Origin of the sequence: Limnobacter parvus, from assembly GCF_024623725.1 — a bacterium.
Taxonomy (GTDB): Bacteria; Pseudomonadota; Gammaproteobacteria; order Burkholderiales; family Burkholderiaceae_B; genus Limnobacter; species Limnobacter parvus.
Genome location: NZ_JANKHG010000026.1, coordinates 45,377 through 68,263, shown reverse-complemented (window position 1 = coordinate 68,263; position 22,887 = coordinate 45,377). Strand labels below are relative to the sequence as shown.

Below are 22,887 nucleotides of genomic sequence, written 5' to 3'. Positions count from 1 at the left end.
ATCCATGAAGCAAGCAGCAAGCGCATTGAACACACGGACTCGCCAGTTCTTCACAATCACATTGTGGGTGCTGGGCTGCGCTTGCCTAGCCTCAAACGCCATTGCTCAAACGCAGGCATTGCCCATCGACAAAAAAAGCGAAGGATTGCCTGTTTACAAAGCCTTGCTACCGCAGGCTGAAGCGGGCAATGCTGAAGTTCAAACCACATTGGGCTTGATGCGACTTCGCGGCGATGCGGTTGAGCGTGATCTTAAAATTGCACGTATTTGGCTTGGCAAGGCCGCCGTTCAAAACCACACCCCTGCGCAGTACTACCTGGGGCAACTCCTGCTACTTGATGTATTTGATGCCAACAAGGCCGACTTAAATAAACAACTGATGGAAGGCATGGGCTGGCTTCGCCGCGCTTCCCGCGACCAACATCAGCCCTCGCAGTTTTTGTATGCCAAAACAGTGCTGGAAAGCCAAATGGAGAGCCCTTTTGGGCACAGTAAAGTTGAAGCCCAGCAGCATTTGGATGCGTGCGCAGAAATTCATTTGCCCTGCACGCAGTACGCGTTGAATCGACTCGATGAAGGGAAGATTGAAGTGTATTGCCCCACAACCGATTTGTGCGAACAAAAGAAGCGACTGCTGTACACCTTGGCGAATGCAGAAGACGCAAACGCCCGATACCGCTTGAGCAAATTTGAGGGTGAAGACCGAATGTTTTGGCTTCGCCGTGCCGCCCGGCTTGCCCACCCCCAGGCCAGCTATGAACTGGCTGATTCAGTGCTCAACAACGAAGCCGCCCTACTGCCGGAAGACCCCGCAATACTTGCCTTATTAAGCTCGGCGGCACAGCAGGAAGTTGTCGAAGCAATGCACATGCTGGGTACTTTGCTGCATGAGGGCACCCGCTTTCCAGTCAACAAGCCACTGGGCTTACAATGGCTTAACCTTGCAGCAAACCGCGGTTATGAACCGTCAAAGCAACTTTTGGCAGAGATTCAATCGCCCGCCGAAAGCAATCCAGAACCCGAGAGCACACCATGAGCCAACTGTTTTTTTCTTCCAGATCATTGACCACCGCACAGGTGCACTCCGCAATGGAAGCCCTGAATTTGCCTACGCTGGGTGTAGAGGTGATTGATTGTCAATATTGCGCTGAAATTCCAGAAGCCTACACATTGCCAAAGGCGGCCATTACCGATGTGCTTCGCCCATTGAGCCACACGCACCACTTTGATTTCGCCATTCTGGAAAGTGAGTTTCAAGCCAGCGAATTCAAGCTATTGGCCATGGACATGGACAGCACCTTGATCACCATTGAGTGCATCGATGAAATTGCTGATTTCGCAGGCAAAAAAAAAGAGGTGTCTGAAATTACCGAAGCAGCCATGCGTGGCGAAATCAAAGATTTCTCTGAAAGCTTGAATCGCCGGGTTGCATTGCTTAAAGGTGTTCCTGAAAGTGCCTTGAATGCTGTGTTTGAAGAACGCTTGCGCTTGTCGCCCGGCGCTGAAGAATTGATTGCATACGCCAAGGCAAACAAGTGGAAAACCTTGCTGGTCAGCGGTGGGTTCACGTTCTTCACCGACAAAATGAAAGAAGTGCTGGGACTGGATTACACCCGATCAAACACGCTTGAAATTGTTGATGGTCATTTAACAGGCCGGGTGCTGGGCACCATTGTTGACGCCGATGTAAAGCGTGAAACCGTGCTGGAAACCTGCGAACTGTTGGGCTGCGACCCAGCCCGAGCAATCGTTGTCGGCGATGGTTCCAACGACTTGAAGATGATGGAAATTGCGGGCGCCAGCGTGGCATTTTATGCCAAGCCAGTGGTGCAGGAGAAAACTGATTTCTGCATTAACCATGGCGGGCTGGATACGATTTGCAAGTGGTTTGACGCTCGCAATTAATACTCAACATTAGCAGCACACCCCTTACATTCTGCTACCTAGGGCAAGGGGTGGTATCACTCCGCCTAGAGGTATTTTCACGTAAAAATGCGGTTAAATCTCCCAGAACCGACCCAGTGAAAACACATTGCCAGCGGCGTTCTCACCATGGAAATCAAACACATAAACTGATTGCTTTCTAATCAAAGGCAATCGTGTCGTGATTTTCAAATTTTTCATTTCTTTTGCAGCACTTGCTACCCTGGCCTCCTGCGCCTTACTTACGCCCAAGGAGGAAGTTGCTGATTCATGCGAACGCCAGGGCTGTGAAGAACCGTCAGCAGCCCAAACCAGCATTCCGATCGCCGAGCCAGTGCCTGTTCAAATTCCAAACAAAATTGATGCCCTTGAGGGTTTGGCTCGCACCAATCCCAAAGCAGCCTACGATTTGGCGCTAAGGTATTTCAGGGGGGACGGCGTTGTGCAAAGCTCCCAGACATCTTTAAAGTGGATGCGCCAGGCAGGCGAACAGGGGCAACTTGAAGCGCGAAAAGCCTTGGGACTTCTTTACCTTACGGGCCTGAGTGAAATAGCCGCGAATCCTGCTGAAGCGGAAAAATGGCTGAAAATTGCTGCATCTACAGGCGACAAAGAATCAGCGGCACTTGCCATGGAAGCACGCAGAGCCAAACGGGCTAAACAAATAAAATGGAAAAACGAGCAGTACTGGCGCAAAAATGCGCAGCGTTACTGGTCCCATGACTACCCCTACTTTGGTCGCTGGGAAAACGACCGTTGGTTGTACTAGGCCGGCGGTACTGCGCTGGTGAGGCTGGGTTGGTATTGCGGACAAACAAAAGGGCATTTGAAATTCAAATGCCCTTTTCATTTTTACATCCGCTCAAAAATCGCGGCAATACCCTGACCACCACCAATACACATGGTGACCAGCGCATAGCGGCCCTGAACACGCTGTAATTCATACAGCGCCTTCACAGTGATAATGGCGCCAGTTGCACCAATGGGGTGACCAATTGAAATGCCTGAGCCATTGGGGTTTACCTTGGCGGGGTCCATGCCCAGTTCCTTGGTTACTGCGCAAGCTTGCGCAGCAAAAGCCTCGTTGGCTTCAATCACGTCCATGTCTTCAATCTTCAAGCCAGCTTTTGCCAAAGCTTTTTTGGTTGCAGACACAGGGCCAATTCCCATGATGGTGGGCTCAACACCCGTGTTGGCATAAGCCACCAAACGCGCCATGGGCTTCTTTCCAGCCTTCTCGGCAGCCCCACGTTCCATCAACAGCACTGCACCGGCACCATCATTCAAACCTGAAGCATTGCCTGCGGTCACCGTGCCGTCTTTCTGAAACACGGTTTTTAGTTTGGCCATGCCTTCCACTGTAGCATCGCCGCGCACGTGTTCATCCGTATCGAACACCACTGGGCCTTTGCGGGTTTTTACTTCGATCGGCAGTATTTGCTCTTTGAAATAACCATTTGCAATGGCGTTGGCCGCGCGCTTGTGGCTTTCAACAGCCAGGTTGTCTTGGTCTTCGCGGCTTACATTGAATTCTTTGGCCACGTTTTCAGCGGTCACGCCCATGTGAATCACATGGAACGGGTCGTGCAGTGCACCCACCATCATGTCAATGCCTTTCATGTCGCCCATGCGTGCACCCCAGCGGGCGGCGGGCAAAATGTAAGGGGCTTTGCTCATGCTTTCAGCACCGCCACCAATGGCCACATCGGCGTCGCCCAGCATAATGCTTTGCGCAGCAGTCACAATCGCTTGCAGGCCAGAACCACAAAGGCGGTTCAGCGTAAGTGCTGGTGTGGATTTGTCCAAACCACCTTCAATGGCAGCTACACGAGACAAGTACATGTCGCGCGGCTCGGAATTCACCACATGGCCGAACACCACATGGCCCACCTGGTCGGCGCTAACGCCTGCGCGGGCCACCACTTCTTTCACAACCATGGCGCCCAACTGCGTTGGGGAAAAGTCTTTCAAACTTCCACCAAAGTCACCTACTGCGGTGCGTACACCGGCTACAACCACGACTTCACGTGTCATTGCTCTATCTCCATATTTTAATTAGAAACTCTTGGCTTATATTTCAAGGAACGATCTGACCCCACAGGTCGTGCTCGTCACAATCGTCAATCAGCACATTCACAAAATCGCCCGGCTTAGGCTGCTGGGCTGGGTTTTCTGGCATGGGTATGAACACATTGCCGTCAATTTCAGGCGCATCGGCTTTGCTGCGCGCCACAATGCCCTCTTCGTCGGTTTCATCAACCAACACTTGCATCACCTTGCCCAACTTGGCAACGTTCCGGCTCAGTGAAATTTTTTCTTGCAATTCCATCAAGCGTGCGCGGCGCTCTTCCTTCACTTCTTCAGGCACCGGGTTGTCCAATGCGTTGGCCACTGCACCATCTACAGGGGAATAGGCAAACACGCCGACGCGGTCAAGCTGCGCCTCTTCAATGAAGTCGAGCAGGTGCTTGAACTCATCTTCCGTTTCACCGGGAAAGCCAGAAATAAAGGTGCTGCGCAAAGTGATATCGGGGCAGGTTTCGCGCCAGGCACGAATACGTTCAATGTTGCGCTCGCCACTGGCGGGGCGCTTCATGCGCTTCAGAACATCGGGGTGTGAATGCTGAAAGGGAATGTCAAGGTACGGCAAAATTTTGCCTTCGGCCATCAGCGGCACCACACGGTCTACATGGGGGTATGGGTACACGTAGTGCATGCGCACCCAAATGCCCAACTCGCCCAGTTCTTCAGCCAGTTGCTGAAACTGTGTTTTTACAGGGCGGCCATTCACGAAATCGGTGCGGTATTTCAAATCAACGCCATAGGCAGACGTGTCTTGGCTTACAACCAGCAGTTCCTTCACGCCTGATTTCTTCAGGCTTTCCGCTTCGCGAATGACTTCACCAATTGGGCGAGAGACCAAATCGCCACGCATGCTCGGGATAATGCAGAAAGTACAACGGTGGTTGCAGCCTTCCGATATTTTCAAGTAAGCATAGTGTTTGGGCGTCAACTTCACGCCATGGTCGGGCACCAAATCAATAAAGGGATCGTGTGGCTTGGGCAGGTGAATATGCACTGCCTGCATCACTTCTTCGGTGGCATGCGGGCCAGTTACCGCCAGCACCTTGGGGTGCAGGTTGGTAATCAGCTCTTTGCCTTCGTTGCCGTTTTTGGCACCCAGGCAACCCGTTACGATCACTTTGCCATTGGCGTGCATGGCCTCGCCAATTGCGTCCAGGCTTTCCTGCACGGCGCTGTCAATAAAACCGCAGGTGTTCACCACGATCAAGTCTGCTCCTTCGTAGGAAGCGGACACGTGGTACCCCTCTACCTTCAACTGGGTCAGAATTCGCTCGGAATCCACAAGGGCCTTTGGGCAACCCAAAGAAACAAAGCCCACACTCGGTGGGCGCTTGGCAGTAAAGGTGTCGTCTTGCATGTTCAGTGTTATTTTTTGGTGGGGTCCGGTTTGTCTTTCGAAGCGCCGGGGGTTCCGGGCATGCCTGGCATACCCGTCATGCCGGGAAATTCGCCCGGGTTTGGAAATCCAAAGTTTGTAAACATACTGCGGGTCTGGTTTTGAAACTGGTCCTGCATTTGCACAAACATGTTTTTGCTTTGCTCAATGTAATTGCTCATCATGCTTTGAATGACAGGCGTTTGTACACTCATGAACTGTGACCACAATTCCGGGTTGGCAAACTGGCTGCCGTCGGCCACATTTTTGCCCTGGTCTTGAAAGCTGTTCTGAATGTCCATGAAAGCTTGCAAATTCTTTTCCAGAAACGTGCCCATGATGCCCTGCATCGCATTGCCATAAAACCGAATGATCTGCGACAGCATGGGTGAGGTGAAAATTGGCACGCCAGCAGTTTCTTCTTCCAGAATAATCTGGAGCAAAATACTGCGGGTTAAATCGTCACCGCTTTTCGCATCCACGACCTGAAAGCCTTCGTTTTCAAGCACCAGTACTTTGACATCGCCCAAGGTGATGTAACTGCTGGTCTGGGTGTCGTACAAACGTCGATTCGGGTACTTTTTGATCAGTCGTGTTGCTTCAGCCATGCCTCTCATCTCTTTTTTATGGTGTTGTACGCCGCCGCACCTGCGTGGGTGTGCGGTCTGGTTGCAGGTGCTTACCTGTTCCAAAGACTAGCAAACAATCTTGCACAAACAAGCACTTACAAAAAACAAAGCACTGCACGCTTTTCAACGTGCAGTGCAACATCATACCGTCTTTTTGGCGTTTCGTTGCCAAAAATGCGCCGGGTGTTAACCCATGTGCAAGCCGCCGTTCAACGAGAAGTCAGCGCCGGTTGAAAAACCAGAGTCTTCAGAAGCCAACCATGCGCAAATGGAAGCGATTTCCTCAGGCGTGCCCAAACGTTTTACCGGAATGGTGCTGACAATTTTTTCCAGTACATCGGGACGAATGGCGCGAACCATGTCTGTACCAATGTAGCCGGGGGAAACGGTGTTCACTGTCACGCCTTTTGACGCCACTTCTTGTGCCAATGCCATGGTGAAACCGCGCAAGCCCGCTTTGGCTGTGGAGTAGTTGGTTTGACCAAACTGACCCTTTTGCCCATTTACCGAGGAAATGTTGATGATGCGGCCAAAGCCTTGCTCAACCATGCCACCAATAACCTGCTTGGTCACATTGAACAATGAGTTCAGGTTGGTGTCGATCACGGCAGACCAATCGTCACGGCTCATTTTTACAAAGGTGCCGTCGCGGGTAATACCCGCGTTGTTCACAAGAATTGAAACAGTGCCGTGCTCGGCGCGCACTTTCTCGAACGCGGTTACTGTGCTGTCCCAATCGGCCACATTGCCTTCGCTGGCATACACTTCGTAGCCTGCGCTGCGCATTTCGCCCAGCCATTTTTCCTTGCGTGGTGAATTGGGGCCACAGCCCGCGATTACGCGGTAACCAGACTCACACAACTTCTTGCAAATGGCCGTTCCAATGCCACCCATACCACCTGTTACATACGCTACTTTTGGTTCACTCATGATTCACATCCCTTCTTTATTTATATAAATTCAAACTTACCGCGACACGGCCAAAGCCACGCCCATACCACCGCCGATACACAAGGAAGCCAAACCCTTCTTGGCATCGCGCTTGTTCATTTCATGAATCAAGCTTACCAGCACACGACAACCCGAAGCACCAATTGGATGGCCCAGCGCAATTGCACCGCCATTCACATTGATTTTCGATGTGTCCCAACCCATTTCCTTGTTAACCGCGCACGCTTGAGCTGCGAAGGCTTCGTTGATTTCCATCAGGTCAAGCTCAGAAGCAGTCCAGCCTGCTTTTTCCAAACACTTCTTCGATGCAGGCACCGGACCCATGCCCATGATGGTCGGGTCCAGGCCAGCACTGGCATAGGCCTGAATTTTGGCCAGCACAGGCAAGCCCAATTCTTTGGCTTTCGCGGCGCTCATCAACATGACTGCCGCTGCGCCATCGTTCAAACCAGACGCATTGGCTGCGGTTACACTGCCGTCTTTTTTGAAGGCGGGCTTCAACGCGGTCATGTTATCCAGAGTGGCGCCAAGGCGTGGAAATTCATCGGTGTCAAACACAACCGGGTCGCCCTTGCGTTGGGGAATGGTCAGCGGAAAAATTTCGTCTTTGAACTTTCCGGCCTGAATTGCAGCTTCCGCTTTGTTCTGGCTTTTCACTGCAAATTCATCTTGCTCTGCGCGGTTGATACTGTACTTTTCGGCCACGTTTTCGGCGGTAATGCCCATGTGGTACTGGTTGTAGACGTCCCACAAACCATCAACAATCATGCTGTCTACAAGCTTGGCGTCGCCCATGCGAACACCATCGCGGCTACCCATCATGACGTGCGGGGAAGCACTCATGTTTTCCTGGCCACCAGCAATCACGATTTCAGCATCGCCACAGGCAATGGCTTGTGCGCCCAGCATCACTGCCTTCAAGCCTGAACCACACACCTTGTTGATGGTCATGGCTGGAACACCCACGGGTAACCCGGCTTTGATCACGGCTTGACGCGCTGGGTTTTGACCTGAACCGGCAGTCAATACCTGGCCCAGAATAACCTCAGAAATTTGCTCGCCTTTGACGCCGGTTTTTTCAAGCAAACCTTTGATGACATGGGCGCCCAGTTCAGGGGCTGGAATTTTGGCCAGAGAACCACCAAATTTTCCAAGTGCGGTACGTCCCGCAGCAACAATTACAACTTCAGTCATGTCGACTCTCCTATTTTAAGTTTTTATACAGCACGTTGTTTTACATATCGTCCGGGTGCAGGTTCAATCGGTTTGAACTTGGCATTGCCAGGTTTGGCGGGTGCTTTTACCTCGCCGCCCTTCATTGGCTCTAGCCACTGTGCCCAATCATTCCACCAGCTTCCCGGTACTTCCTTGGCTTTCTTAAACCAGGCTTCCGGCGTGTCGGGAATGTCCCCTTCGCACACCCAATAATTGCGTTTGTTCTTGCTGGCCGGGTTAATTACCCCTGCAATGTGACCACTGGCACCCAATACAAACCGTGAATCACCGCTGACCAAATGACTGGTTTGAAATGCACTGGTCCACGGCACAATGTGGTCTTCACGGGTGGCCAAAATGTAAACAGGCACATCAATCAAACCCAAATCCACCGGAATGCCGCACACCACCGATTTACCGGGCTGGCACACCTTGTTTTCAAGGTAGGTATTGCGCAGGTACCAAGCGAACATGGGACCAGGCAAATTGGTGCTGTCGCTGTTCCAGTACAGCAGGTCGAACACGGGTGGCTTTTCACCTTTCAGGTAATTGTTCACCACGTAATTCCAGATCAAGTCGTTTGGCCGCAGGGAAGAAAACGCACTCGACAAATCCTTGCCCGGCATCACGCCGCCCTTGCCTATGCTTTCTTCGCGGGCTTTGACCTGAGATTCATCCACGAACACGCCAAGCGCACCGGTGTCGGTAAAATCAAGCAATGTAGTCAAGAAAGTAACGCTGTTAACGCTGTCATCTCCGCGATTGGCCAATGTAGACAACGCCGTGGCCAGCAAAGTGCCACCCACGCAGAAGCCCAACACATTTAACTTAGGTTGTTTGGAAATGGCCTTTGCCACCTCGATGGCCTTGATCACGCCCTCTTCCACATAGCCGTCCCAACTAAAATGGCCTTCGGCTTCGGTGGGGTTTTTCCATGAAACAAGAAACAACGTGTGGCCTTGCCCAACCACAAAATTCACCAGCGAATTGGCAGGCTGTAAATCAAGGATGTAGTACTTGTTAATACACGGTGGCACGAACAACATGGGCTGTTTGCCCACTTTCTCGGTGGTGGGTTTGTATTGCAACAGTTGAAAGTACTCACATTCGAACACCACATCACCGGGCGTAGTCGCCACATTCACACCGACCTCAAAAGCACTTTCGTCGGTTTGCGAAATGCGGCCTTTTTGCATGTCGGCCATCAGGTTTTGCATGGCCTGGGTCAGGCTTTCACCCTTGGTTTCAAGAAGCTTTTTTTGCGCCTCGGGATTGGTCACAAAAAAGTTCGAAGGGCTTAGCGCATCGACCATTTGTTCAACGGCGTAGGCCACCTTGCGCTTGTCCGGGTTTTCAGAAGGCACCAACTCAACGATGCGTTTGGTGAATCTCGCATTCAAGGAATACATGGCGGCTGTAAATTCATACACACCGTGATCGTGCCAGTCGGGTGCGGCGAATCGTTTGTCGCCCTGAATCCAGGTTTCAAGCGGAACTGGCTGAGTGGGTTTGCCATCCGGGTTGGGTATTGCAGAAAATGCAGATGCCATCAATGCAGACAATTCTGCTGTGTACTCGGTTTGAATCTGCGTGAGGGAATGCATGGGTATTTGGCTGAGTGCAGACTGACAGGCACCCATGATCGAATTCATAAACGGCTGAATTGCACCCATGGCCGCATTTTGAAGCGGGGCCATGGACCGGAAGCCTGGAAACTGACCCATTGAAGGCATAGGAGCTGGCTGCCCAAATGCGCCCATGGCTTGTTGAAACTGGGCCTGCATCTGCTGTTGCATTTGTTCAGCAACAGGCAATAGCTGACCGAAGACTTCATTGAAGTCTGGTATTTGTTTGTTCACCTTCCTCTCCTTTTTGGGTGCTTTGTGCACCCTTGGCTCGTCGGCCTTATCCTTATATTGTGCATTGCAACATTTTCAGTTGTCAAATAATTGTATGCCTCTGACCCTTACCGTTTGCTGAAGCCGAAAATATCATGCACCATCCCAGTGTATTCGCTTCACCCTTGAGTTAGCAAAGATGTACATAGTTATCATTGGTTGGATGTACGTAGTCACCCTGATGGCTGCCACCGAAACAAACTTCGTTGCAGGTGTGGTCACTTTCCTGTTTTACGGGGCTTTTCCCTGTGGTGTGCTGGCTTATTTGATGGGAACAAAATCGAGGCGGATCAAGCGACTTGCGAGGGAAGAAGCCGAATTAGCGTCGCAAAACGGCCAGATGGAACCCCCTGATGCTGCCCCCGCCGATGAGAAAACCAGCGGGAATCCGTAAGGGTATCCAGATCACCGCCTTCAACATTCACAATTCCCACATTGTTAAGGGCAATGCGCGCCAAGGCGTAAATATTGGCCAAGTATTTGTCTTTCGTTTGATCTGCTTTGAAGCAGGCGGCATTCGAAGGATTTTGCTGAACAAAGGCGTCGAGAACGTCTTGCCCAACTTCAAATGATTCTGGGCCAATGGCTGGCCCCATCCATGCCTTGACCTGCCCGGCAGGTACCGCACATGAGTCGGCCAGTGCATTCGCCGTGGCTTGCAAAACGCCTGCATGCAAACCACGCCAACCCGCGTGCGCAGCGCCAACACCCAATACTTTGCCAGAAGCATTGATTGCGGCAAACACCACCGGCAAACAATCTGCCGTCATGATTGCCAAAGTGGTGTGGTCGAATGTTGTAATTGAAGCATCGGCTTGGGGTGGAGTTGAATCAGGAAGGTCGTTTGCTTTGAATACATCGCACCCATGCACCTGGTTCAGCCACACAATGGGTGCGCCCATTTCAGCCTGAACAGCCGCTCGGCGTGCCTCTACTTCAGAGGGTTCATCGCCTACGTGCACACCCAAATTAAACCCGTAAGCGGTTTGTTGAAAGTTGCCCTGCTGAAACCCAGCTTCGGTCACCAGCACTTTCACACCCGCCCATTGCGGTCCAAGCCTTGAAACTGGAATTACTTTATTCAATCTCATCAAGGTCGTCGTCATCAAATCGAACCAGCACCGATGCTTTGTGTTGGTGGGCCTCATCGAGTACCGCCTCTTCCACTTCGTCGGAATGGAAGTCGATTCCAGCCATTTCACCCAGCAAGCGCAGGTCTTCAGGTGCTTTGGCCACATATTCAGGCCATTCATGGTTGCCAAGGCTTTCATCCCAGTCCTCGGCGGCTTCATCATCAGCCTGAACATGAAAATGAGCTGGGTCTGGAAAGCTTAGGTGTGTGGCATGCAGGGCTTGGCGCTCGAACTTCTCACCATTGGGCAGTTCAATGGAAGAAATTCGCAATGCCGAATGGCTACCCGCACCTTTAATTTTATAAACCGGGTCGGCCACCAGAGCGAAACCTGCGTGTTGGGCATGCACCCTAATTTGATGTGTACGACCAGTTTCCAGGCGACACACCATCAAGGTAACAGGCACTTCAAGCAATTCGCCGAAGGCCACAGGTGTAAAGTGGGTAACAGCTGGCTTGCCATGGTCCACCACAGCCATGCGCAGGCGGTTGCGTGGATCTCGCCCCAAGGGGTTATTCACAGTCAAGGGGTTCGAGATTCGTCCCCACACCATCGCCAGGTAAACCCGCTTCACAATTCGGGCTTGCAGCATTTGGACCAGCTTAACCTGGGTTTCCTGCGTGCGGGCCACTACCATCAAACCGGTGGTGTCGGCATCCAGCCGGTGAACAATGCCAGCGCGTGGCACGTGAATCAGCTCGGGGTCCAGATGGTACAGGCCATTCATCAAAGTGCCGGTCCAATGCCCAGGGGCTGGGTGCACCACCAGCCCGGCCTGCTTGTTCACCACTGTGTATTCCGCTGTTCGCGCCACAATGTCCAGGTTCATGTCTTCAGGAATTAATGCCTGCATGTGAGCCAATACGCCAGGGCTCAGGGCAATCTCGTCCATGCCCTGCACTTTCTGGTTGCCTTTGGCAGCGGCCACACCGTTCACCAGCACGCGTTCTTCTTTCAGCCAGCCTTGTAAGCGAGAACGGGAATACTGAGGGAACAACTCGGCAATCACTTTGTCCAAACGCGAGCCCCCCAGTTCCATGGGCACCTTGGCCTGCAAAGGTTGATCGGGTAGTACGCTTTCAGCGTCGTGGTGAATTTGGGACGTCATAAATTAAAATCGAATCTTTCAATTGAGTATGCCGCTGGTGGGCGGCAAGGGCTTTGCCCGATATAATGGAAAACCATTGATGATCAAACAGGGACACTTCGGGTTTCGAAATCACATGAATAAAACCACATTGGCCCCGCGCACCGCTTGGTTGCGCACATTATCGCAGTTATTCCTGATCCCCGCGTTGATTTTCGCGTTAGCCGCTTGCGGCGCCGCAAAACAATTCGATGAAACTGAAGGCTGGAGCCCCGCTCGACTGTACGAAGAAGCGAAAGCTGAAATTGATGTTGGCAATTACGAGCGCGGCATTGAGTTGCTGGAAAAGTTGGAATCACGCTACCCCTACGGCCGTTTTGCCCAGCAGGCACAAATAGACACCGCATTTGCCTACTACAAGGCTGGCGACAATGCGCAGGCCTTGGCTGCAACAGAGCGGTTCATCAAGCTGTACCCCAATCACCAAAACCTGGACTATGTGTTCTATCTGCGTGGTTTGGTCAGCTTTAACGAAGACAAAGGCATCTTTTCTCTGTTGTCTGGTGAAGACCAAAGCGCGCGCGACCCCAAGGGCACGCGCGCTGCATTTGATGCGTTCAAGGAAGTGGTAAGTCGCTTTCCAGACAGCAAATACTATGACGACAGCAAATCGCGTTTGCAATACCTGGTGAATGCATTGGCCCAGAATGAGTTGCACGTTGCACGCTATTACTACAAACGCGGGGCCTACCTTGCAGCGGTGAACCGTGCGCAGGAAGTAATTCGCCGATTCGAACAAACACCATCCATTGAAGAGGCGCTGTTCATCAGCCTGCGCAGTTACGAAAAACTGAACATGACTACCCTAGCTGAAGACACCAAACGCGTGATCGACTTGAATTTCAAGGACAGCCCTTACTGGGAAATGGATTTGCCTGAAAAAGAGCAAATAGAAGCCAAATGGTGGCAGGTTTGGAAAGACTGATTGGCGGCGGTGCCTGTTAATTCAGTTTAGAAAAGGGGTCTCTGAGGATCCCTTTTTTATTGAGTGCGCTTGCCGAGCATGAAGTCAATTGCGACCTGCAGTTCGCGGGTGCGCCTAAAAGGTGGCAAGCTACGCCACAACAATTTGCCATATCCTTTTTCGACCAAACGACGATCGCCTATCAGCAACACGCCCCAATCGGTTTCGTCGCGGATCAATCGGCCTGCACCCTGCTTCAAAGCAATTGCCGCATCGGGCAATGACAAGTCCTGAAATGCATTGCCCCCTCTGCTTTTGATTAACTCACTTTTGGCCTGAAATACCGGGTCGTCAGGCGGGGCGAAGGGCAGCTTGTCTATGATCACAAGTCGCAAACCTTCACCACGAATGTCCACACCCTCCCAGAAACTTGCAGCACCCACAAGCACTGGGTTGTTCAACACCCGAAACTGTTCCAGCAACTCAGCACGGGAAGCTTCACCCTGCACCAGCAGACTCCAGTCCAGATCGTTTTTTTCAATTCGATCGCGCAAGTATTCACCCACCTGCTTCACTGCGCGGTGGCTTGTGCACAAGAAGAACACGCCGCCATTGCTGGCTTGCAGCAGTGGCCACACAGAGTCGCACAGCTTTTTACTGAACTGCGGCTCGTTCGGAAATGGCAGGTTGTCGGGTACGCACAGCAAGGCTTGCGTTTCATAATCAAACGGGCTGGGTAACAACAGTTGCTTGCAATCATCCAAGCCAACCTGCAGGGTGAAGTGCTGCAGGCTTTCCTTAACGCTTAAAGTGGCGCTGGTGAATACCCAAGCTTTGGGCAATTCGGCATATAACTTCGCAAATGCATTTGATACATCCAGTGGCGAATCGCAAAACTGCACCACGTGGGTGGACACGCTGACCCACCTCACCGATTGCGCATCTTCTTGGGAATTTGCCGGAGAAAACCAGTCTTGCCATCGCAAACACAATTCGCTTGCCCTGCTCAGCAACTTCACCCACGATTCATTGCGAATCGACAGGGGGCTGATCATTTCAATTAAATTTTCAAGTCTGGTTTCAAAATCGGTGCAGACAGCAACCACGCCATTTAGCCCCAAAAATTGAGCATGCGTAAATCGTGCTGAATCAATTTCAGTGCCCACAATGCGGCGAATTTCTTTCAACGCCAGTTCCATGGGGCGCAATACGGCATCCCAGTCGCCTGCATCAGCGCTGGAGGTTCTGCCTTCAATCAACACATCACGCAAAAACTCCTGGCACTGGGCCGTGGAAATTGCCTGGCCCAACAGACTCGTGGCAATGTCGGGCAGCTGGTGTGCTTCGTCGAACACAATCACGTCACAGGCAGGCAGCAATTCGGCAATACCCTCCTCTTTCAACGCCAAATCAGCCAGAAACAGGTGGTGGTTTACAACTACGACTTCCGCATCCAGCGCATCTCGACGCGCTTTGTTCACAAAGCATTCTGATGCATTGGGGCATTCTCCACCAAGGCAATTGTCTTTGTTGGAAGTGACCCAAGGCCAAACAGCCGAATCTTCCGGTACACCCGCACAGTCGGCGCGATCGCCAGTGAATGTGCGGGCTGCAAACACTTTCACTTTTTGGAGATGATCCACTTCGCGGGGGGAAGGCAAACGTGCCTCTTTCAATGCCCGCTCCAAATGAAAATGGCACACATAGTTTTGGCGGCCTTTCAGCAAAGCCACATTCACGGGCACACCCAAGGCCTCGCGAACCAAAGGCAGGTCTTTGTTAAACAGCTGGTCTTGAAGGGTTTTGGTGGCAGTGGACAACAACACACGGCGACCCGACAAAAGGGCTGGCACCACGTACGCAAAGGTTTTTCCAGTGCCGGTGCCGGCTTCCACCACCAAGGCTGTTTGGCTTTCAATGGCTTGCCCCACGGCTTGGGCCATTTCAATTTGTGATTCACGCGCGCTGAACCCTGGCAGACGGCGGGCCAAGGCACCACCGGGCGCGAAGGCCTCATTCAAGGGTTCTGAAAAATCAAACATGCAGGCGTGTAAAAGTTAGGCGGAATGGTTAGGCAGGAATGTCGGGCTCTAGCTGAATCTGCAGCAAGGTGATTGAATCTTTGATCTGCAATTTGCGTTTTTTCAAGCGTCGAATTTGAAGTTGATCGAACCCGGGTTGCGCGGTCAGCATTGCAATGATCTGATCCAGATCACGGTGTTCGACTTGCAATTCGACAATTCGCCGTTTGATCGATTCAATGTCTTCTGTGTGAACCATGGGTATGAATTTGAGCCAGCTCGAGGTATTGCACATTGTAGCCCCAAGTGCACCAAGGCTGCCAACAATCTACCCATTGGGCGTCACCCGATCGACACCGCCACCTACTCCGCTTTTTTGGATCGGCGGTTCGCGTAGTCGTTCAGGCGAATCATGTCCTCTGCCTTGCCCTGCACTTCAAGGTGAGCACGTCGAATTTCAGCGCCTTGCAAACGAACATCATCCAAACAACTCGACACAAAAAATTTCTTGTAGCAAGCCCGCGACTTCTGATTCATCTCATATTCCAGGAATTCAAGCGTTCGTTCGCGGTCGGCCACATAGGCCCTGGCTTGCTCTAGGGTGCTAAGCGGCATCGGCTTGTCCGCTTGCAATTGTATGGTACTACACGCGGCCAGTAACAGCGCAGTGGCTGGTGTTAGCAGAGCGAACATGCGTGGCACAGCCATCGCAAAGGGCTTCACAAGCTGTGGCACAATGCCCTGCTTACGTTGAAAACTCATAGACTCAAACCCATGTCGCTTGTTCAAAATCGAATTATCGCCCAGTTGGCTCAGGAATTGGGCGCAGCACAATCACAAATCAAAGCCGCCGTCGATTTGATGGACGAAGGTTCTACGGTGCCCTTCATTGCACGTTACCGCAAGGAAGCCACAGGCGGACTGGATGACGCAGTGTTGCGTGACCTGCAAGAACGGCTTGTGTACTTGCGCGAACTTGAAGACCGACGCAGCACAATTCTTGAATCCATTGAAAGCCAGGGCAAATTAAGCCCGGAATTGAAGGCGGCCATTGAGAAAGCCGAGAACAAACAAACACTTGAAGACCTTTATTTGCCCTACAAGCCCAAGCGCCGCACACGTGCACAAATTGCACGTGAAGCAGGCCTGCAAGGGTTAGCAGAAGAAATCTATTCCAACAAAGGTGCTGTACCTGAAGAACTGGCTGCAAACTACCTGAACGCAGAACACCAAATCAATGACACCAAAGCGGCGCTGGACGGTGCACGCGATATTTTGGCGGAACAGTTTTCTGAAAATGCCGCCTTGCTGGCTTTGCTGCGCAACCGCCTGAACACCGAGGGCGCCATTCGCGCCGCCGTGGTTCCCGAAAAAGCCGCTGAAGCCATCAAGTTTCAAGATTACTTCGAACACCAGGAACCATTGGCCAGCACGGCTTCACACCGCATGCTGGCCATGCTGCGTGGCCGGGAACAAGGTTTTCTAACCTTGAAAGTGGACTTGCCTGAGGTGTGGGAAGCGGAAAGCGCACGCACGCCACACCCCTTTGAATCTGAAATTGCCAGGTTGCATGGCATAGAACGGGATGACAGTCCACGCGGTAAATTCCTTAGCGAAACCTGCCGCTGGACCTGGAAAATAAAGCTGGCCAGCAGCATGGAAAGTGAAGTGATTGGCACACTGCGTGAGGCCGCGCAGGCCGATGCAATTTCCGTATTCGGCAAGAACTTGAAAGACCTGCTTTTGTCTGCCCCAGCTGGCGGCAAAGCCACGATGGGTCTGGACCCCGGCATACGCACAGGGGTAAAAGTGGCGGTGATCGACAGCACTGGCCAAGTGGTAGAACATGCCACCATTTATCCGCACGAGCCGCGCCGCCAGTGGAATGAGTCCATCGCCACGCTTGCAGCACTGTGCATGAAACACAACGTTGAGCTGATCGCCATTGGCAACGGCACGGCCAGCCGTGAAACCGACCAGTTGGCTGCCGACTTGTTGACTCAACACAAGGACCTGAAAGCCACGCGCGTCATGGTGAGCGAAGCCGGCGCATCGGTTTACTCCGCTTCTGCATTGGCCTCAGCGGAACTGCCCGACTTGGATGTCAGCATTCGCGGCGCAGTATCCATTGCACGCCGACTGCAAGACCCACTGGCCGAGCTTGTAAAAATTGACCCCAAGTCAATCGGAGTTGGCCAATACCAGCATGATGTAGACCAGCGCCAATTGAGCGGCCGCCTGGACGCTGTAGTTGAAGACTGCGTGAATGCCGTAGGCGTTGAAGTGAACACAGCTTCAGAGCAATTGTTGTCTCGGGTATCGGGCTTGAATGCATCCGTTGCGAAAGCATTGGTGACATTCCGGAATACCAATGGCAAATTCGCAAGCCGCGAGGACCTACGAAAAGTACCCCGCTTGGGCGACAAAACTTTTGAACAAGCGGCTGGTTTTTTACGCATTCACGGCGCTGAGAACCCACTGGATGCCTCATCGGTTCACCCTGAAGCCTACATAGTCGTGGAGAAAATGGCCGCCAAGGTTAAAAAACCAGTGGGCAGCCTTGTGGGCAACCGCGATGCCTTGAAAGAATTGAAACCCACTGAATTTGTGGACGATCGTTTTGGTTTGCCCACAGTGCAAGACATTTTAGTAGAACTGGAAAAACCCGGACGCGACCCGCGCCCCAGCTTTAAAACCGCCAAGTTTGATGACAAAGTACACACCATGGCCGATTTGAAACCGGGCATGACACTTGAAGGGGTAGTAACCAACGTCGCCAATTTCGGCGCATTTGTGGACATTGGTGTGCACCAGGACGGTTTGGTGCATGTATCAGCCTTGTCGAACACTTTTGTGAAAGACCCCCACAGCGTGGTGAAAACTGGGCAAATCGTGAAAGTGAAAGTGCTTGAGGTGGACATTCCACGCAAACGAATTTCATTGACCATGAAAATGGGCGAGGACGTGCCCAAGGCGGCGCCGGGGCAGAACGCCGGAAAGCAGGTTCATGCCAATCGGGCAGGTGACACGCGAGGAAACTCACGCGGTGACCGGCGTAGCGGCGCGGATTCCAAGCAAGGTGCGGGGTTTGCGAACAATGCGTTTGCGGCAGCATTCGCGAAAGCGAAGGAAAGTAAATAGCGCGCGATGTATACGGTATGTGCGAAGTTGGATGACCATAAGTCAACCGCGGTTTTACGGCATTTGTGAAGTTGCATGCCCTCCTCCGCCTGAAAGCCTGAAAACTCCCTTTTTGTTGAATTAATCGTCCTAAGCGCACCCGCAAAAAAACGGGCGGGTTGCGCTTTCGGCGTTGCCGAGCGGACGGTGAATTCAACAAACGGGCAGGCTTTCTTGAAGGCGGAGCGACGGCAATGCAAACTTCGCAACTGCTTACACAAGACAGTGATACTTAGCCGCGAGTTGATGCCCCCAAAGTTAGCAGCAGCAAATCATTCTGCCGATTCACGATCGAGTCGCCCAGCTTGATTCGCAGCGAAGGGCGACCGCAAGGTCGATGCGAAGACGCTTTGGCGTTTCGCATGCCCTGAGCCAGAAACAAAGATGGGGAATTCGACTTGATCAAGGCAGAATGAGTGAGGCGCTGCGAACCGCGGATTAGCACGGTGCGAACCTCTGACAAGCCCATTAAAGCCGAACCGCATTCCGCTTCGGCGAATCCAGATACTCTTTCGATTGCATTTCAACAATGCGACTTACCGTCCGAAAAAACTCATGCGCCATCGCACCTTCGGTGTACAGCTCCTCGGGCTCCACTTCAGCCGACATAATCAACTTCACCTTGTGGTCGTAAAGCACATCAATTAACCAGGTAAACCGCCGCGCTTCTGACGCCATGCCCGCGCCCATTTTGGGCACACCACTCAAGATGACCGTTTGAAACTGGCTGGCAATCTCAAGGTAATCGTTTTGCGAACGCGGTCCACCACACAGCGTTGGGAAATCAAACCACACCACAGAGCCGGCGCGACGAACTGCCTTGATTACACGCGATTCAATATGAAGCTGCGCTGTTTCATCTGCCATTTCCGCCAGTCTGTTGAAGTTCTCAGTCAACTGTTGATCGGCGTGCTCATCCAATGGCATTAAGTACATGTTCAATTGTTCAAGGGTGCGGCGGCGATAATCCACCCCTACATCCACATTGATCACATCGAGCTGTTTGTTCATCAAGGCAATCGCGGGCAACAAGCGATCGCGGTGCAGACCATCCGGATACAAGTCATCGGGCTTGTAATTGGATGTCATCAGGAAAGTCACGCCGTTGGCAAAAAGGCCATCCAAAAGGCGGTACAAAATCATGGCATCTGCAATGTCAGACACATGAAATTCGTCAAAACAAATCAGGCGGTAGCGTTTGGCAATTCGTGCAGCCACTTCATCCAACGGGTCTTGCACACCTTTCAGGTCATCCAGTTCTGCATGCACACCGCGCATGAACTCGTGAAAATGCAGGCGTACCTTGCGTTGTACGGTCACTGAATTGTAGAAGCAATCCATCAGGAAACTTTTTCCGCGCCCCACGCCGCCCCACAGATAAAGTCCTTTGGGTACAGCTGGGCGATTTAGAAATTTCCTGATTACACTTCCACGCGCTTTTTTGTATTCCACGAACTCTTCATGGAATACCTGCATACGATCCACTGCTTTTTGCTGGGCCGCATCGGACTGATAACCACGTTCAGCCAAGGTCTGTTTGTAATATTCCTGAACGTTCACAATATAGCGGCACTATCCGATTTTGGATTGAATTAAAAACGGCCGATGAAACATTCACCAGCCGTTTGGAAAAACACTGAAACGAATATTAACCGTTCAGTTGGCGCTTGTCGCAAGCCAAAGCCGCTTCTTTCATTACTTCAGACAAACTGGGGTGTGCATGGCAAATTCGCCCAATGTCTTCAGAAGATGCCTTGAACTCCATGGCCATCACAGCTTCAGCAATCAAATCAGAGGCATGGCTGTTGATGATGTGAACACCCAATACTTCATCAGTGGTTGCATCGGCCAACACCTTCACGAAACCTTGTGAATCGCCCTGCCCCAACGCACGGCCATTGGCCATGAACGGAAACTGGCCCGTCTTGTACTTGCGGCCATCTTGCTTCAACTGCTGCTCGGTTTTGCCAACCCACGCCACTTCAGGCGATGTGTAAATAACCCAGGGAATGGTGTCGTAGTTGCAATGGCCAGCTTGACCCGCCATGATTTCAGCAACCATGACGCCTTCTTCTTCCGCTTTGTGCGCCAGCATGGCACCGCGAATTACATCGCCAACTGCGTAAATTCCTGCCACCAAAGTTTGGCAATGTGCATCTACATCGATTTGACCACGGTCGTTGGTTTTCAAACCAACCGCTTCAAGATTCAAGCCATCGGTGTTGGGCACACGGCCAACCGAGACGATCAGCTTGTCGCAATCCAGCGTTTGCGCATTTCCATCGGCGTCGGTGTAAGCCACAGAAACACCTTTCTTGCTGGCTTTCACATCACCAATTTTCACGCCCATATTTATCTTCAAACCTTGCTTGGTGAAGATTTTCAGCATTTCCTTGGCAACGCCCTCGTCGCAAGCGGCCAGGAAATTGGGCATGGCTTCAAGCACGGTGACTTCAGCACCCAAACGGCGCCACACCGAGCCCAACTCAAGACCAATAACGCCGGCGCCAATCACACCCAATTTTTTGGGCACAGCACCAAACTTCAAAGCGCCTTCGTTGTCGCAAATTACTTCGTTGTCAACGGGTACGTTGGGCAAGTGGCGGGCCTTGGAACCTGTGGCCACAATCACCTGCTTGGCGGTCACTTTTTCTTCACCTGCTGCGGTTTTCACCGTCAGCTCAAAACCGCCCTCGACCTTGCCTGAAAAACTGGCCCAACCTTTGATTGGTGTCACCTTGTTTTTCTTGAACAAGTATTGAATGCCACCAGTCATTTTGGTCACGATGTCATCCTTGCGTTTGATCATCTTGGCCACATCCATCTTCGCGCCAGACACGCTAATGCCATGGTCTTCAGCGTGGTGGGAAATCTTCTCAAACTCCTCGGAAGAAGCCAACAAGGCCTTGGATGGAATACAACCCACATTCAGACAAGTGCCGCCCAAACGCGGCTCGCCTTTGGGATCGTCGTATGAATGACCTTCAATACAGGCCACTTTCATACCCAACTGCCCGGCACGAATAGCAGCGATGTAACCGCCAGGACCCGCGCCGATCACTACTACATCATATTGTGTGCTCATGAATAGTTCCCCTTAAAGTTCCAGCAACAAGCGAGCTGGGTCTTCCAGAGCTTCTTTCATTGCAACCAGACCAAGTACCGCTTCACGGCCGTCGATAATTCGGTGGTCGTAGCTCATGGCCAGGTAGTTCATGGGGCGAATCACGATTTCGCCGTTCTCAACCACAGCACGCTCTTTTGTGGCGTGAATGCCCAAGATTGCAGACTGGGGTGGGTTAATAATCGGAGTCGACAACATGGAGCCAAATACACCACCGTTGGAGATGGAGAATGTACCACCGGTCAAGTCATCAAGCGTTAGCTTTCCGTCCTTGGCTTTCTGGCCAAATTCAGAAATTTTCATTTCAATGTCGGCAATGCTCAACTGATCGGCATTGCGAATAATCGGTACCACCAAACCACGTGGGGAACCCACTGCAATACCAATGTCGAAATAACCGTGGTACACGATATCGTTACCATCTACAGATGCGTTCAATACGGGGTACTTTTTCAGGGCGGCTACTGCGGCTTTTACGAAAAAGCCCATAAAACCCAACTTGGCACCGTGTTCTTTTTCGAACTTGTCTTTGTACTTGTTGCGCAAATCCATGACTGGCTTCATGTTCACTTCATTGAAGGTGGTCAAAATTGCATTGGTTTGCTGCGACTGCACCAAACGCTCGGCAACACGGGCACGCAAGCGGCTCATGGGGACGCGCTGCTCGGGGCGGCCTTCCATCAAGGTCGAAGGATCAAGTGGCGCTTTGACTTCAGGCAACAAGCTGACTGGTTTTGCGGCAGGGGCAGGTGCAGAAGCAGGTTTGGCTGAAGGTGCGGGTGTTGAGGCCGGTGCATTCAGAGTACCGATCACATCACCTTTGGTAATGCGGCCATCTTTACCTGAACCTGCAATTTGATCTGCGCTCAGTTTATTCTCAGCCATCATTTTGGCAGCGGCTGGCATAGCCACTGAACCATCCGCATGGCTGCCAGCAGCAGCAGGCGCAGGGGCTTGAGAAGCTGGGGCAGCAGCAGTTTGCGCAGGCTTGACTTCAGTGGGTGTGGCGCCGGCACTGGCTTCCGTGTCGATTTTCGCCAACAGTTGACCGGCCACCACGGTGGCACCGTCTTCACACAAAATTTCAATAATTACTCCGGCAGAGGGCGCGGGCACTTCAAGTACCACCTTGTCGGTTTCGATGTCGATCAGATTTTCGTCACGCTTAACGGCTTCACCGGGTTTTTTGTACCAATTCAACAATGTTGCTTCGGCGACAGATTCGGACAGTTGTGGTACGACCACTTCTACGATTGCCATGGAATATTTTCCTTTTTGAATTCTTTGTTCAAGTGCGGGCGA

20 protein-coding genes are annotated in these 22,887 nt (G+C 52.1%); 5 read left to right on the top strand and 15 right to left on the bottom strand.

Annotation, left to right across the window (positions count from 1 at the left end; translation table 11 throughout):
* The first annotated feature begins 4 nt into the window (after window positions 1-4).
* From NSP04_RS12970 to NSP04_RS12960, 3 genes are all read left to right on the top strand, one after another.
* Window positions 5-1,036 (top strand): tetratricopeptide repeat protein, encoded by a 1,032-nt coding sequence (locus tag NSP04_RS12970; protein WP_257512779.1) that lies wholly within the window; start codon window positions 5-7, stop codon window positions 1,034-1,036.
* Window positions 1,033-1,905 carry a phosphoserine phosphatase SerB gene (gene serB, locus NSP04_RS12965; RefSeq protein ID WP_257512778.1) on the top strand — a complete coding sequence of 291 codons (873 nt, stop codon included), beginning with the start codon at window positions 1,033-1,035 and terminating at the stop codon, window positions 1,903-1,905. The genes NSP04_RS12970 and serB overlap by 4 nt, the downstream gene beginning before the upstream one ends.
* Before the next feature lie 199 nt (window positions 1,906-2,104).
* The gene (locus NSP04_RS12960) at window positions 2,105-2,692 is read left to right on the top strand and encodes a tetratricopeptide repeat protein (RefSeq protein WP_257512777.1); all 588 of its coding nucleotides are present in this window, start codon (window positions 2,105-2,107) and stop codon (window positions 2,690-2,692) included.
* Window positions 2,693-2,775: 83 nt separating this feature from the next.
* Here the strand turns inward: NSP04_RS12960 and bktB are convergent, their stop codons facing one another.
* The 8 genes from bktB to NSP04_RS12915 all read right to left on the bottom strand — a co-directional run bounded on the left by bktB (window position 2,776) and on the right by NSP04_RS12915 (window position 12,317).
* A complete protein-coding gene (gene bktB, locus NSP04_RS12955; protein ID WP_257512776.1) occupies window positions 2,776-3,957 on the bottom strand; it encodes a beta-ketothiolase BktB in 1,182 nt (393 codons plus the stop codon).
* 43 nt (window positions 3,958-4,000) lie between these two features.
* On the bottom strand, window positions 4,001-5,365 hold the full coding sequence (gene rimO, locus NSP04_RS12950) for a 30S ribosomal protein S12 methylthiotransferase RimO (RefSeq protein WP_257512775.1): 1,365 nt from the start codon (window positions 5,363-5,365) through the stop codon (window positions 4,001-4,003).
* Window positions 5,366-5,373: 8 nt separating this feature from the next.
* On the bottom strand, window positions 5,374-5,991 hold the full coding sequence (gene phaR, locus NSP04_RS12945; protein WP_257512774.1) for a polyhydroxyalkanoate synthesis repressor PhaR: 618 nt from the start codon (window positions 5,989-5,991) through the stop codon (window positions 5,374-5,376).
* Between the two features lie 207 nt (window positions 5,992-6,198).
* Window positions 6,199-6,942: an acetoacetyl-CoA reductase gene (phbB, locus tag NSP04_RS12940; RefSeq protein ID WP_257512773.1), complete on the bottom strand. Its 744-nt coding sequence runs from the start codon at window positions 6,940-6,942 to the stop codon at window positions 6,199-6,201.
* Window positions 6,943-6,978: 36 nt separating this feature from the next.
* A complete protein-coding gene (locus NSP04_RS12935; RefSeq protein WP_257512772.1) occupies window positions 6,979-8,157 on the bottom strand; it encodes an acetyl-CoA C-acetyltransferase in 1,179 nt (392 codons plus the stop codon).
* 23 nt (window positions 8,158-8,180) lie between these two features.
* Entirely contained in the window at window positions 8,181-10,037 is a 1,857-nt protein-coding gene (locus tag NSP04_RS12930) for a PHA/PHB synthase family protein (protein ID WP_257512771.1), read from the bottom strand.
* Window positions 10,038-10,366: 329 nt separating this feature from the next.
* Window positions 10,367-11,167, bottom strand: coding sequence for a peptidoglycan editing factor PgeF (gene pgeF / locus NSP04_RS12920; RefSeq protein WP_257512769.1), 801 nt, complete (start codon window positions 11,165-11,167; stop codon window positions 10,367-10,369).
* The gene (locus tag NSP04_RS12915; protein WP_257512768.1) at window positions 11,154-12,317 is read right to left on the bottom strand and encodes an RluA family pseudouridine synthase; all 1,164 of its coding nucleotides are present in this window, start codon (window positions 12,315-12,317) and stop codon (window positions 11,154-11,156) included. Before NSP04_RS12915 ends, pgeF begins: the two co-directional genes overlap by 14 nt.
* Window positions 12,318-12,432: 115 nt before the next feature.
* Between NSP04_RS12915 and NSP04_RS12910 the strand changes: the two genes are divergently transcribed.
* Window positions 12,433-13,281 carry an outer membrane protein assembly factor BamD gene (locus tag NSP04_RS12910; protein ID WP_257512767.1) on the top strand — a complete coding sequence of 283 codons (849 nt, stop codon included), beginning with the start codon at window positions 12,433-12,435 and terminating at the stop codon, window positions 13,279-13,281.
* 56 nt (window positions 13,282-13,337) lie between these two features.
* Here the strand turns inward: NSP04_RS12910 and yoaA are convergent, their stop codons facing one another.
* From yoaA to NSP04_RS12895, 3 genes are all read right to left on the bottom strand, one after another.
* On the bottom strand, window positions 13,338-15,302 hold the full coding sequence (gene yoaA / locus NSP04_RS12905) for a DNA repair helicase YoaA (RefSeq protein WP_257512766.1): 1,965 nt from the start codon (window positions 15,300-15,302) through the stop codon (window positions 13,338-13,340).
* A 28-nt stretch (window positions 15,303-15,330) separates the two neighbouring features.
* Complete coding sequence (locus NSP04_RS12900; RefSeq protein WP_257512765.1) at window positions 15,331-15,540, bottom strand: YdcH family protein; 210 nt, start codon at window positions 15,538-15,540, stop codon at window positions 15,331-15,333.
* A 104-nt stretch (window positions 15,541-15,644) separates the two neighbouring features.
* The gene (locus NSP04_RS12895) at window positions 15,645-16,043 is read right to left on the bottom strand and encodes a hypothetical protein (RefSeq protein ID WP_257512764.1); all 399 of its coding nucleotides are present in this window, start codon (window positions 16,041-16,043) and stop codon (window positions 15,645-15,647) included.
* Window positions 16,044-16,055: 12 nt separating this feature from the next.
* Here NSP04_RS12895 and NSP04_RS12890 point away from each other — a divergent pair, with 12 nt between their 5' ends.
* Entirely contained in the window at window positions 16,056-18,422 is a 2,367-nt protein-coding gene (locus NSP04_RS12890; protein WP_257512763.1) for a Tex family protein, read from the top strand.
* Between the two features lie 271 nt (window positions 18,423-18,693).
* On the opposite strand, the gene NSP04_RS12885 is transcribed toward NSP04_RS12890, so the two are convergent.
* From NSP04_RS12885 to odhB, 4 genes are all read right to left on the bottom strand, one after another.
* Window positions 18,694-18,930: a hypothetical protein gene (locus NSP04_RS12885; RefSeq protein WP_257512762.1), complete on the bottom strand. Its 237-nt coding sequence runs from the start codon at window positions 18,928-18,930 to the stop codon at window positions 18,694-18,696.
* On the bottom strand, window positions 18,930-20,021 hold the full coding sequence (gene zapE, locus NSP04_RS12880; RefSeq protein ID WP_257512761.1) for a cell division protein ZapE: 1,092 nt from the start codon (window positions 20,019-20,021) through the stop codon (window positions 18,930-18,932). Before zapE ends, NSP04_RS12885 begins: the two co-directional genes overlap by 1 nt.
* An 88-nt stretch (window positions 20,022-20,109) precedes the next feature.
* Window positions 20,110-21,546, bottom strand: coding sequence for a dihydrolipoyl dehydrogenase (lpdA, locus tag NSP04_RS12875; protein WP_257512760.1), 1,437 nt, complete (start codon window positions 21,544-21,546; stop codon window positions 20,110-20,112).
* Between the two features lie 12 nt (window positions 21,547-21,558).
* Complete coding sequence (odhB, locus tag NSP04_RS12870) at window positions 21,559-22,845, bottom strand: 2-oxoglutarate dehydrogenase complex dihydrolipoyllysine-residue succinyltransferase (RefSeq protein WP_257512759.1); 1,287 nt, start codon at window positions 22,843-22,845, stop codon at window positions 21,559-21,561.
* Window positions 22,846-22,887 lie beyond the last annotated feature (42 nt).